The organism is Amycolatopsis sp. NPDC004079 (genome assembly GCF_040610415.1).
Classification (GTDB): domain Bacteria; phylum Actinomycetota; class Actinomycetes; order Mycobacteriales; family Pseudonocardiaceae; genus Amycolatopsis; species Amycolatopsis halotolerans.
Genome location: NZ_JBEXMH010000008.1, coordinates 58,802 through 71,221, shown reverse-complemented (window position 1 = coordinate 71,221; position 12,420 = coordinate 58,802). Strand labels below are relative to the sequence as shown.

The window sequence follows — 12,420 nt, the reverse complement described above, 5'->3', positions numbered from 1 at the left end:
CCTCCCTCCAGGGCGGGACCCGGCCGCCGATTTTCTGGCACTGTGGGTCGCATGCCTCCGGAAGAAAGCGCCGTCGTCAACGATTACGATCTGCTGGCCGAGAGCTACACCGCCATGTCGGACACCGAAATCCAGAACGCCTACTACGAGCGGCCCGCCGTGCTGGCGCTGGCCGGGGACGTGGCCGGGCGGCGGATTCTCGACGCGGGCTGCGGCGCCGGGCCGCTGACTGTCTCGCTGCGCGAACGCGGCGCGGAGGTGTCCGGATTCGACCTCAGCAGCAGCATGCTCGAGATCGCCCGCCAGCGGCTCGGCCCCGACGTGGACCTGCGCGTCGCCGACGTCGCCGAGCCACTCCCCTACGCGGACAACGCGTTCGACGACGTCGTCGCCTCGCTCGTGCTGCACTACCTGGAGGACTGGGGCCCGACGCTCGGCGAGTTCCACCGCGTCCTCAAGCCCGGCGGACGGCTGATCGTGGTGGTCGACCATCCGTACGCGATCCACATGCTGCAGCGCCAAGCCGGGCAGAAGACCGACTATTCGGCGACTTACGAGTGGACCGAGACCTGGGAGATCGACGGCCGCACCATGCCGATGAGCTTCTGGAACCGGCCGCTGCACGCGATGACCGACGCGTTCACCGCCGGCGGGTTCCGGATTTCGGTGCTGAGCGAGCCGAAACCGGTGCCGGAGGCGGAGGCGTTGTTCCCGGAGGACTACCGGATGTTGTGCGTGAGCCCGAGTTGTTTGTTCTTCGTGCTGCAGGCGGAGTAGGGGGTGTCGTGAGTGCTGCCGCCGGTTCTCACCGGCAGCAGCACTCACGAGTCCTCAGTAGACAGTCGTCGTGACCCGAGTCCCCACAGCCCGGACCCCGTTGGCCCACAACTGCTGCACCTTCGCCGTTTCCTGCGCGTCCGGCTTGGCATTCGTGCAGGACGTGCCCGGCCCGTGCCCCGACATCAGCTCCGTGCACGGCCCCTCGTAGTGGTCCGGCAGCCCGAGGTTGTGGCCGAGTTCGTGCGCGGCGATGCGGGTCGGGTCGTAGCCCTCGGCGACCTGGCTCGTGTCCAGGTAGACGTCGCCGTTGCCGTGCCCGTCGGTCTGCGTGTACGAACCGCCGCTGGTGACCTCGTGGATCTTCACCGTCGCCTTGCCCTCGTCCTTCACCAGCTGGACGTCGCTGACCGCGGCGTTCCAGTTGGCCGCGCCCTGGTCGATCTGGGCGACGTAGTCCGGCGCGCCCGCCGAGCTGTAGTAGACGGTGGTCGCCGCGGCGGCGGACGCGGCGGGTGCGGTCGCCAGGCCGAAACCCAGCGGAGCGGCGGTCGCCACGGCCAGTGCGGCGATCCGCCGGAACCCTCGTGCGTGCATCGTGTCCTCCGTACCTCATCGAGAAAGCAAGCAACCCTTGTCCGCTCGACGACGTTAGAAGTTCACCACCGGGGCGACTACGTCCGAAAGTAGGACGCTCCCCCGCGAGAGGGAGGTCCGTCCCGCCCCGGCTGGATCCGCGGGAGCCGCCGCGATGGTGTGCTTTTCGGCATGCAAACGCTGCTGCTCGGCCTCCTGGCCTACGTCGTCGTGCTGTGGCCGCTCGTCGCCGCGGCCCGCAAAGTGCTCGGGGTGCGCGTCGGTCTCGTCCGGGCGCTCGGCGCGGCGCTCGCGGGCTGGCTCGTCGCGGGCGCCGTCATCCGGCTGTTCCCGATCGCCGTGCTGACCAACGCCGGGGTCGCGATCGGACTGCTGATCCCGCTGGCCGGCAGCGCGCTCGCGGTGACGCTGTTAGTCCTTTTCGTCGCCGAAATCGCGGTTCCGTCCGGCGGGCCGGGCTTGTTCGCCCGGATGCGGTCGCTGCGGTCCCGCGCGGCCCGCGCCCGTCGCTACTCGCGGATCATGCGCATCGCGATCCGCCACGGCCTCGGCTCGTTCCTCACCGGCCGCCGCACCGCGGGACCCGACGGCTCCGCGAAACTCGCCCGGTCGCTGCGGCTGGCGCTCGAAGAAGCGGGCGTGACGTTCGTGAAGCTCGGCCAGTTGCTCTCGACGCGAGCGGATCTCCTGCCGCCGGTGTACATCCGCGAACTCAGCCGGCTGCACGATCAGGTCCCGCCCGCGCCCGAAGACGAGGTGCGCGCGTTGCTGCGCGAGGAAATCGACCTCACCGCCTTCGCCCACATCGACGACGAACCCCTTGCCGCGGCGTCGATCGCGCAGGTTTACGGCGCGCGGCTGCGGTCCGGCGCCGAGGTCGTCGTGAAGGTGCAGCGGCCCGGGATCCGTGAGCAGGTGGAACGCGACATCGACATCGTCCGCCGCCTCGCCGCCGTGCTGTACGAACGAGCTGGCTGGGCACGTTCGCTCGGCGTACTGGACCTGGCCGACGGATTCGCCGAGTCCCTTGAGGACGAACTCGATTTCCGCACCGAAGCCTCGAACATCGACGCCATCGCCGCACATCCGGTCCCCGGCATCACCTTGCCGACTGTCCACAAAGCACTGTCCACAGAGCGCGTTCTGGTGCTGCGTCGGCTCGACGGCAAACCGCTCGCCACCGGTTCCGCCCGTTCCCGCGAGGAACTCGCCCGCACCTTCCTGCGCGGCCTGCTCGACCAGGTGCTGCTCGGCGGGGTGTTCCACGCGGATCCGCACCCTGGCAACGTTTTGCTGCTCGAAGACGGCACCCTCGGCTTGCTCGACTTCGGGTCCGTCGGCCGCCTCGACACCGGCCTACGCGCCGGTCTGCAAGCCCTGCTGCCTGCCATCGACCGAGGCGACCCGGCCGGTGTCCGCGACGGGCTGCTGGAGATCGTCGACCGTCCGGACGATCTCGACGAACAACGCCTGGAACGCGCGCTGGGAGCCCTGCTCGCCCGGCACTTCGGACCCGGCCGGAGCCCCGGCCTCGACCTGTTCACCGGCCTGTTCCGGGTCATCGCCGAATTCCGCCTGGCCGTACCGCCGCCGATCGCCGCCGTGTTCCGCGCGTTGGCGACGATGGAAGGCACCCTCGCGACGCTGGCCCCGGACTTCGACCTCGTCGCCGAATCCCGCGCGTTCGCCACCGAACGCATCGGCCTGCGCCCGGAAACCCTGCGCCGCACCGTCACCGACGAATTCACCGCCCTGCTGCCGGTGCTCCGCCGCCTGCCCCGCCGCGTCGACCGGATCGGCGCGGCCCTGGAAGAAGGCCGGCTGTCGGTGAACATGCGGCTGTTCTCCGACGAACGCGACCGCGACCTGGTGACCGGCCTCGTGCACGAGGTGCTGCTGGCGCTGGTCGGCATCGCGACCGGGCTCATGGCTGTGCTGCTGCTGTCCAGTTCGAGCGGCCCGCAGCTGGTGCCCGGGCTGACGCTGAACCACGTGTTCGGCTACAACCTGCTGATGATCAGCGCACTGGCGGGGCTGCGGCTGCTTTTCGTCGTCTTCCGGCGCTCCGGACGACAGTCACGAGCAGGCCGACGAACCCGATGAGGAACACGCCCGCCCCGACCCCGGCGGTGATCCGGCTGGTGACCGGTCCGGAATCCGGCTCTGTCGTACCGGGCAATCCGGCGTCGGTGAACGCGGTGGTCGCCGGGAATTGCTTGACCCAGAACAGATTCCCGGTCGCTGCGACGACTCCGTACACTTCGGAAAGCGGCACGGAACCACCGCCGGACTGGTTGATCCACCACCGGGAATCGAACGAGTTGTCGCGCTGGTCGCCCGCCACGAACACCGAACCCTGGGGCACTTTCGCGTGGAAGGTCTCCTGCTTGCCGACCACGTAAGGCTCGTCGACCGGCTTGCCGTTCACCTTGATCCGGCCCTGGTCGTCGCAGCATTCGACCTCGTCGCCGCCGACGGCGATCACCCGTTTCAGGAACTTCACGGACCTCCCGCCGACGAACCCGCTCGCCTCGAACACGACGAGGTCGCCGCGGTGGATCTCCTGGCCCTCGTTCAGCCCGAAGACGACCCGTTCGCCCGGCGCGATGGTGTGCGCCATCGACCCGCCCGGGATGCTCACCATGCGGTAGCTGAACACCTTGAGGAGCCCGGTCGCCGCCAAGACCGAGCCCGCGATCGCGAGCACGACGAAGATCGCGATCAGCCAGGGAAACCGGCGCGGCGCACGCACGGCCGGAGGCGGAGCAGCAGGAAAGCCTTCTGTCACGAGACGATCATCGGAACAGTTCGGACAATTGTTACCCGCCCGGAAGCCACCCCGGCCCGGCAACCTCCCGACGCCGCTCCCGGCCCCGGCGCATCGCCTGTCACCGCCCCTGCCCGGCAGCCTCCCGACGCCGTTTCCTGCTCCGGCGCACGCCCGTCACCACCGCGCCCAGGAACCCGGTCAAGAACACCCCCGCGCCCGCTCCGACGAGCACCCGCCCCAGGAACGGCCCTTGATCCACCTCGGGCGCACCAGGCAATCCCGCGGCGGTGAACGCCGTCGTCGGCGGCAGCGTGCGCACCCACCACCGGTTCGGCCCGGTGGCGACGACTACCCCGTACACCTCGGACACCGGCACCGAGCCGTCCATTCCGGTGGCCTCCTCGTTCCGGGAGTCCCAGCTGACGTCGCGCCGGTCACCGGCCAGGAAAACGCCGTCCTGCGGGACGAGCGCGCGGAACACGGGGCCGTCGCCGCTCGCGTAAGGCTCGTCGACGGATTTGCCGTTCACCACGATCCGGCGCTTCTCGTCGCAGCAGCGCACGTCGTCGCCGCCCACGCCGATCACCCGGCCCAGCAGGAGGTAAGCCCGGTTGCCCTGGTGCGCGGGCATGCGCGCCAGCACGACGTCGCCGCGGCGGTAGGCCTGCCCGTCCCGCTTGCCGAGCACGATCGCCGTCCCGGCGGGCACGGCGGGCGCCATCGCGTTCGTCGGCATTTTCGCCAGGCGATAGCTGAACACCGTCACCAGCCCGTACCCGCATCCGGCCACCCCGGCCAGCGCGAGCACGACGAACAGCGCCAGCGCGGGCGAAAACCGGCGAGGGGCGCGGGAAACCGGCGGCGGGGCCGGAAAACCGTCGATCACCTCGCGAGGATCGGCGAGCACCGCGGATCCGTTACGCGGCCCCGGATCGTCGGGGCGGATTGTGCCGGTCTGTCCATAATGGACAGCCGGAATCATCCGCCGCCGTATAGGTCGTTATACGGACTTCATCCCCTAAGGATCGAATTGAGCGGCCGCCCGCCGTCGCTGTAGGCGGGCATCAGGCCGGGACTCACCGTGAACGCGATGGTCCCGGCCAGCGCCACCACCACCGTCAGCCCGCCGAGCAGCGCGCCCGTACGGGCCAGGTCGCCGCCGGGCCGTTTCGCTCCCCCGAGCCGCCCCAGCACCACCGCCAGCACCCCGGCCAGCAGCGCCGCGAACCACAGCGCGCCCAGCACCAGGACGAACACCTCGGCCACAAGCGGGTAGACGCCGCTCACGAGGAGCCGGGGCCGGACCAGCAGCCAGGCCAGCCAGGTGAGCACCGCGAGCGAGAGGCTCACCGCGGCCACCGACACCGCTCCCACGGCCAGGCCGCGGCTGGGTCTTTCTTCGGTTTCGGACACGGATTCGGAGTCAGGTTCGGTCATTGATCAGTAATAGCACCCGGCCCCGACAGAATCCGGCGTTCCGCCCGGCAGCGCCCGAACGCACCAATCCGGGATACGCCGAAGGCCGCCCCCGGCGAACCGGGAGCGGCCTTCGAAAAAGCAAGCCTCAGACCGTGAAACCGAGCGCCCGCAACTGCTCGCGGCCGTCGTCGGTGATCTTCTCCGGGCCCCACGGCGGCATCCAGACCCAGTTGATCCGGAAGTCGTCCACGAGACCGCCGGACGTCAGCGCCGCCGACGTCTGGTCCTCGATCACGTCGGTCAGCGGGCAGGCCGCGGACGTGAGCGTCATGTCGATCGTCGCGGTGTTGTCGGTCTCGACCCGGATGTCGTAGACCAGGCCGAGGTCGACGACGTTGATGCCGAGCTCGGGGTCGACGACGTCGCGCATCGCTTCCTCGACGTCCTCGATCTTGGCGACGTCGGCGGGGACGGCGGCGGTCTGCTCGGGCAGGTCCGCGGCGGTGCGCCCCTCGCGCGGGTCGGTAACCGTCTCTTCGCTCATGCCTTCTCAGCTCCTGTGGTGGTGCTGGACACCGCGTCCTTGAACGCCATCCAGCCGAGCAGGGCGCACTTCACGCGCGCCGGGTACTTCGCGACGCCGGCGAACGCGACGCCGTCCTCCAGTACGTCCTCGTCCGGTTCGACCTTGCCCTTGCCCTGCATCAGTTCCACGAACGCGTCCATGGTCGCGAACGCCTCGTCGACCGTGTGCCCGACGACCAGGTCGGTCAGCACCGAAGCGGAGGCCTGGCTGATCGAGCAGCCCTGCCCGTCGTAGGACACGTCCTCGACCAGCTCGCCGCTGACCTTCACCCGCAAGGTGATCTCGTCGCCGCAGGTCGGGTTGACCTGGAACGACTCCGCGTCGAACGGATCGCGCAGGCCGCGCCCGTGCGGGTTCTTGTAGTGGTCCAGGATGATCTCCTGGTACATGCTCTCCAGGTTCACTGGTCCACCCCGAAGAACTTCTGCGCCTCGCGGATCCCGGCGACCAGAGCGTCCACTTCGGACAGCGTGTTGTACAGGTAGAAGCTCGCCCGCACGGTCGCGGGCACCGAACAAGCCCGGTGCAGCGGCCACGCGCAGTGGTGTCCCACCCGCACGGCGATGCCGAGGCTGTCGAGCACCTGTCCGGCGTCGTGCGGGTGCACGCCGTCGATCACGAACGCGACGGTCGCGCCGCGGTCCTCCAGGTCGGTCGGCCCGACGATGCGCACGCCCGGGATCGCGCTGATGCCCGCGATCGCGGCCGCGGCCAGCTCGTGCTCGTGCGCCGCGACGCGGTCCATCCCGATGGCCGAGAGGTAGTCCACCGCCGCGCCGAGGCCGATCGCCTGCGACGTCATCGGCACCCCGGCCTCGAACCGCTGCGGCGGCGCGGCGAACGTGGTGCGCTCCATCGTGACCAGCTCGATCATCGAGCCGCCGGTCAGGAACGGCGGCATCGCTTCGAGCAGTTCGGTCCGGCCGTACAGCACGCCGATCCCGGACGGGGCCAGCATCTTGTGTCCGGAGAACACTGCGAAGTCGACGCCGAGGGCGTGGAAATCCACCGGGAAGTGGGGCACGGACTGACAGGCGTCGAGGACGGTCAGCGCGCCGACCTCCTTCGCCTTGGCCACCAGCTTGTCCACCGGGTTGACCGTGCCGAGCACATTGGACTGGTGCGCGAACGCGACCACCTTGGTACGCGGTGTGATCACACTGTCCATATCGGACAGATCGAGGCGGCCCTCGGAGGTGACCTTGAACCACTTCAGCGTCGCCCCGGTGCGCTGGCACAACTGCTGCCACGGCACCAGGTTCGCGTGGTGCTCCATCTCGGTGATGACGATTTCGTCGCCCTCGCCGATCCGGAACCGCTCAGCCTCCGGACCGGCCGTGGCGGCGTTGCTCATCGCGTACGCCACGAGGTTGATGCCCTCGGTCGCGTTCTTGGTGAACACCAGCTCTTCCGGGTCCGCGCCGACGAATTCCGCGGTCTTGGCGCGCGCGGATTCGTAGGCGTCGGTGGCCTCTTCGGACAGCTGGTGGGCACCGCGGTGCACGGCCGAGTTCGACGTGAACACGTACCGCCGTTCCGCGTCGAGCACCTGCACCGGCCGTTGCGAGGTCGCTCCGGAGTCCAGGTACACCAAGGGTTTCCCGTCGCGCACGGTGCGCGTCAGGATCGGGAAGTCGGCACGCAGTGCCGCCACGTCAAGGGGAACAGAGTTGGTCGGGCTGTTCGAAGCCGTGGTGGTCATCGAGCCAACTCCTCTCTCTCGGTGTCGTCGGGAACGGGAACGCGGGACGTCAGGCCTTGGCGGGCTCGGCGGAGCCGACGTACTTGACGTAGCCGTTCTCCTCCAGCTCGTCGGCCAGCTCGCGGCCGCCGGACTCGACGATGCGGCCGTCGGCGAAGACGTGCACGAAGTCCGGGGTGATGTGCCGCAGGATGCGGGTGTAGTGCGTGATCAGCATGACGCCGACCTCGTTGCCCGCCTTGTACTCGTTGACGCCCTCGGACACGACGCGCAGCGCGTCGACGTCCAGGCCGGAGTCGGTCTCGTCGAGGATGGCGAACTTCGGCTTGAGCAGCGCCAGCTGCAGGATCTCGTGGCGCTTCTTCTCGCCGCCGGAGAAGCCCTCGTTCACCGAGCGCTCGGCGAATTCCTGGGAGATGCCGAGCTTGCCCATCTCCTCCTTGACCTCCTTGACCCAGTGGCGCAGCTTGGGAGCCTCGCCCCGGACCGCGGTGGCCGCGGTGCGCAGGAAGTTCGACATCGAGACGCCGGGCACCTCGACCGGGTACTGCATGGCGAGAAAAATGCCCGCTCGACTGCGTTCATCCACGCTCATCTCGAGCACGTTCTCGCCGTCCAGCAGCACCTCGCCGGAGGTCACCGTGTACTTCGGGTGGCCGGCGATCGCGTAGGACAGGGTGGACTTGCCGGAGCCGTTCGGGCCCATGATCGCGTGCGTCTCGCCGGACCGGATGGTCAGGTTGACGCCCTTGAGGATCTCCTTGGCGCCCTCGTCGGTGGTGACCGAGGCGTGCAGGTCCTTGATTTCCAGGGTAGCCATTCTTCGTTTCCTAAAGTCTGCGGTGGAGGGGCGTCAGACGCCGACGGCTTCGAGTTCGGCCTCGATCGCGGCTTCGAGGCGTTCGCGCACCTCGGGGACGTCGATCTTCACCAGGATTTCGTGGAAGAACCCGCGCACGACCAGGCGCCGGGCGGCTTCTTCGGCGATCCCGCGCGACTGCAGGTAGAACAACTGCTCGTCGTCGAACCTTCCCGTGGCGCTCGCGTGGCCGGCGCCTTCGATCTCGCCGGTCTCGATCTCCAGGTTCGGCACCGAGTCCGCGCGCGCCCCGGGCGTGAGCACCAGGTTGCGGTTGAACTCGTAGCTGTCGGTGGCCTCGGCCGCGGCCCGGATCAGCACGTCGCCGATCCACACCGCGTGCGCGCCGTCACCTTGCAGCGCGCCCTTGTACCCGACCCGCGACTTGCAGTTGGGCACCGCGTGGTCGACGAAGAGGCGGTGCTCCTGGTGCTGGCCGCCGTCGGCGAAGTACACGCCGAGCATGTCGACGTCGCCGCCCTTGTCGGTGAAGGTCGCCGTCGGCGAGACGCGGACCAGGTCTCCGCCCAGGGTGATCACGGTGTGCCGCAGCGCGGCGTCGCGGCCCAGCCGCAGGTGCTGCTCGGAAACGTGCACCGCGTCGTCTGCCCAGTCCTGGACGCTGACCACGGTGACCTTGGCTCCGTCGCCGATGACGAACTCGACGTTGTCCGCGTAGGTGCCGGAGCCGACGTGGTCGAGCACGATGACGGCCTCGGCGAACGCCTCGGCGCGGACCTGCAGGTGCCCGTAGGCGACCTTGCCCTCGCCCGGACCGTGGATGCGCAGCACCGACGGCGTGGACGCCTTCGTCTCCTTGGGCACCGTCACGACGGTGGCCTTCGTGAACGACGAGTACGCCTGCGCCGCGATGCGGTCGCTCGGCACGCCCGCCTCGCCGAGGCGCGCGTCGTCGCGGCCGACGGTCTCGATCTTCAGCTCGGGCGCGGCCTCGGTCTCCAGCGTGATCTCGCCGGAGGCGACGGCGGAACCGTCGTGCAGGCCGCGCAGGCGCTTCATCGGAGTGAAGCGCCAGTTCTCCTCACGACCGCCGGGGACCTCGAAGGCCTCGACGTCGTAAGAAGTGAACCGCTCCGCGCGGGAGGCCGCCGGAACGACGGCCCCCTCGCGAAGGGCTTCAGAAACGTTGTTCTCTGCCACGGACATTTAGCCGACGGACCCTTCCATCTGCAGCTCGATCAGGCGGTTCAGCTCGAGCGCGTACTCCATCGGCAGCTCGCGCGCGATGGGCTCGACGAACCCGCGCACGATCATCGCCATCGCCTCGGCCTCGTCGAGGCCGCGCGACATCAGGTAGAACAGCTGCTCTTCGCTGACCTTGGACACGGTGGCCTCGTGGCCCATGGACACCTCGTCGTTGCGGATGTCCACGTACGGGTACGTGTCCGACCGGGAGATGGTGTCCACCAGCAGGGCGTCGCAGACCACGCTGGAGCGCGAGTGGTGCGCCCGCTTCGCGACCTTGACCAGGCCGCGGTAGGAGGTCCGGCCGCCGCCGCGCGCGACCGACTTCGACACGATGGTCGAGGACGTGTGCGGCGCGAGGTGCTCCATCTTGGCCCCGGCGTCCTGGTGCTGGCCCTCGCCCGCGAACGCGACCGAGAGGACCTCGCCCTTGGCGTGCTCGCCCATGAGGAAGACCGACGGGTACTTCATGGTCACCTTGGAGCCGATGTTGCCGTCGACCCACTCCATGGTCGCGCCCTCTTCGCACTTGGCGCGCTTGGTGACCAGGTTGTAGACGTTGTTCGACCAGTTCTGGATCGTCGTGTAGCGGCAGCGGGCGCCCTTCTTCACGATGATCTCGACGACCGCGGAGTGCAGCGAGTCCGACTGGTAGATCGGCGCGGTGCAGCCCTCGACGTAGTGGACGTAGGCGTCCTCGTCGACGATGATCAGCGTCCGCTCGAACTGGCCCATGTTCTCGGTGTTGATCCGGAAGTAGGCCTGCAGCGGGATCTCGACGTGCACGCCCTTCGGCACGTAGATGAACGAGCCGCCGGACCACACCGCCGTGTTCAGCGCGGAGAACTTGTTGTCGCCGGCCGGGATCACGGAGCCGAAGTACTCCTGGAAGATCTCCGGGTGCTCCTTGAGCGCGGAGTCGGTGTCCAGGAAGAGAACGCCCTGCTCCTCCAGGTCCTCGCGGATCTGGTGGTAGACGACCTCGGACTCGTACTGCGCGGCGACGCCGGCCACGAGGCGCTGCTTCTCCGCCTCGGGGATGCCCAGCTTGTCGTAGGTGTTCTTGATGTCCTCGGGCAGGTCTTCCCAGCTGGTCGCCTGCTTCTCGGTGGACCGCACGAAGTACTTGATGTTGTCGAAGTCGATCCCCGAGAGGTCGGCGCCCCAGTTCGGCATCGGCTTGAGGTCGAACAGCTTGAGCGCCTTCAATCGGGCGTCGCGCATCCACTCGGGCTCGGACTTCTTGCCGGAGATGTCGAGGACGACGTCCTCGCTCAGGCCGCGGCGGGCGCTGGCGCCGGCCTCGTCGGAGTCCGCCCAGCCGAAGGCGTAGTTGCCAAGGGACGCGATGGTCTCTTCCTGGCTCAACGGCTCGGTGGTGGGAGTGCGCTGCTCGGCAGCGGCAGTCATGCGGGTTTCCCTCCATTCGGGATCCGTGGTGCGTGCCCGTCGGGCGGCGCGGCCGCGTCTCCGGGCGTCGTGCGGTCCGGCTCGGGATGGGCCGGGATACCCGCCGGTCCGGCGGGTACGTGTGTGGTGCACGCGTTGTCTCCGCGCGCGATGGTCGCCAGCCGCTGGACGTGGGTGCCCAGCAGCTTCGCGAACGCTTCCGTTTCGGCCTCGCACAGCTGCGGGAACTCCGCGGCCACGTGCGCGACCGGGCAGTGGTGCTGGCACAGCTGGGCGCCTACTCCCGCCCCGACCGTGCCGACCTCGCGGGTCGAGGCAGCGTAGCCTTCCCTGCTCAGCGCGGTGGCGAGGGCCTCGGCGCGCTCGACCGGATCAGCCGATCCGGTGATCGCCTGCCGGTGCGGCCCGACGAGCCCTTCGACCCGGCGCTCGGCGAACGCGCGCACCGCGTCCGGGCCGGCGTGCTCGGCGAGGAAGCGGATGGCCGAGGACGCGAGGTCGTCGTAGGCGTGCCCGAACCGGGCGCGGCCCGCTTCGGTGAGCAGGAACAGCTTGGCCGGGCGGCCGCGTCCGCGCGGGCCCTTGCGCGGGGCGTCGCGGGTCTCGGCCTCGCCGTCGGCCTGCAGCGCGTCGAGGTGGCGGCGGATCGCCGTCGGGCTGATGCCGAGCTGCTCCGCGACCACCACGGCGGTCATCGGGCCCTGCTCCAGCAGCAGCCGGGCGACCTCGTGCCGGGTGCGGCCCTCGGCGACGTTCACCGCGCTGACCTGCACGGGAACGCCGACGGCCGCGGCGCGCGGCTGGTCGCCGCGCCCCTCGCCGGTGGTCCCGTTCTTTTTCACAACACAAGTGTGTCTTATTTCCGGCCGGCGGGCAAAGGCGGGGTGTCGGGCAGTGACCCGACTCACCTCCGGACGCGCCCCGCCGCGGCGACGCCCGCCCCAGGTCCGTGAAGGACTCCTCGAGGGAATCAGATTCTCTCAAGGAGTCCTTCACGGACCATCGGGAGCAATCCCGGCACCGGGGACTGAACGGCGCGATACATCGCCAGAACCGGAGTCGATACGCTTCCGGGCGTGGCAGTCGGCGAACAC

General features: G+C 69.3%; 13 protein-coding genes. 2 read left to right on the top strand and 11 right to left on the bottom strand.

Going from position 1 to position 12,420, the window contains the following annotated elements; translation table 11 throughout:
- Positions 1-51 precede the first annotated feature (51 nt).
- On the top strand, positions 52-777 hold the full coding sequence (locus ABZX37_RS11410) for a methyltransferase domain-containing protein (RefSeq protein WP_354738406.1): 726 nt from the start codon (positions 52-54) through the stop codon (positions 775-777).
- A gap of 54 nt (positions 778-831) precedes the next feature.
- Here the strand turns inward: ABZX37_RS11410 and ABZX37_RS11405 are convergent, their stop codons facing one another.
- Positions 832-1,374 carry a snapalysin family zinc-dependent metalloprotease gene (locus ABZX37_RS11405; RefSeq protein ID WP_354738404.1) on the bottom strand — a complete coding sequence of 181 codons (543 nt, stop codon included), beginning with the start codon at positions 1,372-1,374 and terminating at the stop codon, positions 832-834.
- A 171-nt stretch (positions 1,375-1,545) separates the two neighbouring features.
- Here ABZX37_RS11405 and ABZX37_RS11400 point away from each other — a divergent pair, with 171 nt between their 5' ends.
- Positions 1,546-3,477: an AarF/UbiB family protein gene (locus ABZX37_RS11400; protein WP_354738402.1), complete on the top strand. Its 1,932-nt coding sequence runs from the start codon at positions 1,546-1,548 to the stop codon at positions 3,475-3,477.
- On the opposite strand, the gene lepB (ABZX37_RS11395) is transcribed toward ABZX37_RS11400, so the two are convergent.
- From lepB (ABZX37_RS11395) to ABZX37_RS11350, 10 genes are all read right to left on the bottom strand, one after another.
- Positions 3,392-4,162 (bottom strand): signal peptidase I, encoded by a 771-nt coding sequence (gene lepB, locus ABZX37_RS11395; RefSeq protein WP_354738400.1) that lies wholly within the window; start codon positions 4,160-4,162, stop codon positions 3,392-3,394. The two genes, ABZX37_RS11400 and lepB (ABZX37_RS11395), sit on opposite strands and share 86 nt — an antisense overlap.
- A 100-nt stretch (positions 4,163-4,262) precedes the next feature.
- Entirely contained in the window at positions 4,263-5,126 is an 864-nt protein-coding gene (gene lepB / locus ABZX37_RS11390; protein ID WP_354738398.1) for a signal peptidase I, read from the bottom strand.
- A 29-nt stretch (positions 5,127-5,155) separates the two neighbouring features.
- Positions 5,156-5,581, bottom strand: coding sequence for a hypothetical protein (locus ABZX37_RS11385; protein ID WP_354738396.1), 426 nt, complete (start codon positions 5,579-5,581; stop codon positions 5,156-5,158).
- Positions 5,582-5,708: 127 nt separating this feature from the next.
- The gene (locus ABZX37_RS11380) at positions 5,709-6,107 is read right to left on the bottom strand and encodes a metal-sulfur cluster assembly factor (protein WP_354738395.1); all 399 of its coding nucleotides are present in this window, start codon (positions 6,105-6,107) and stop codon (positions 5,709-5,711) included.
- Positions 6,104-6,553 carry a Fe-S cluster assembly sulfur transfer protein SufU gene (sufU, locus tag ABZX37_RS11375; protein ID WP_354738393.1) on the bottom strand — a complete coding sequence of 150 codons (450 nt, stop codon included), beginning with the start codon at positions 6,551-6,553 and terminating at the stop codon, positions 6,104-6,106. Before sufU ends, ABZX37_RS11380 begins: the two co-directional genes overlap by 4 nt.
- Positions 6,550-7,851 (bottom strand): cysteine desulfurase, encoded by a 1,302-nt coding sequence (locus ABZX37_RS11370; protein ID WP_354738391.1) that lies wholly within the window; start codon positions 7,849-7,851, stop codon positions 6,550-6,552. Before ABZX37_RS11370 ends, sufU begins: the two co-directional genes overlap by 4 nt.
- 49 nt (positions 7,852-7,900) lie before the next feature.
- The gene (sufC, locus tag ABZX37_RS11365; RefSeq protein WP_354738389.1) at positions 7,901-8,671 is read right to left on the bottom strand and encodes a Fe-S cluster assembly ATPase SufC; all 771 of its coding nucleotides are present in this window, start codon (positions 8,669-8,671) and stop codon (positions 7,901-7,903) included.
- Positions 8,672-8,704: 33 nt separating this feature from the next.
- Positions 8,705-9,877, bottom strand: a complete 1,173-nt coding sequence (gene sufD, locus ABZX37_RS11360; RefSeq protein WP_354738387.1) for a Fe-S cluster assembly protein SufD — start codon at positions 9,875-9,877, stop codon at positions 8,705-8,707.
- A complete protein-coding gene (gene sufB / locus ABZX37_RS11355) occupies positions 9,878-11,326 on the bottom strand; it encodes a Fe-S cluster assembly protein SufB (RefSeq protein ID WP_354738385.1) in 1,449 nt (482 codons plus the stop codon). It lies immediately after the preceding gene.
- Complete coding sequence (locus ABZX37_RS11350; protein ID WP_354738675.1) at positions 11,323-12,099, bottom strand: metalloregulator ArsR/SmtB family transcription factor; 777 nt, start codon at positions 12,097-12,099, stop codon at positions 11,323-11,325. Before ABZX37_RS11350 ends, sufB begins: the two co-directional genes overlap by 4 nt.
- Between the last annotated feature and the right edge of the window lie 321 nt (positions 12,100-12,420).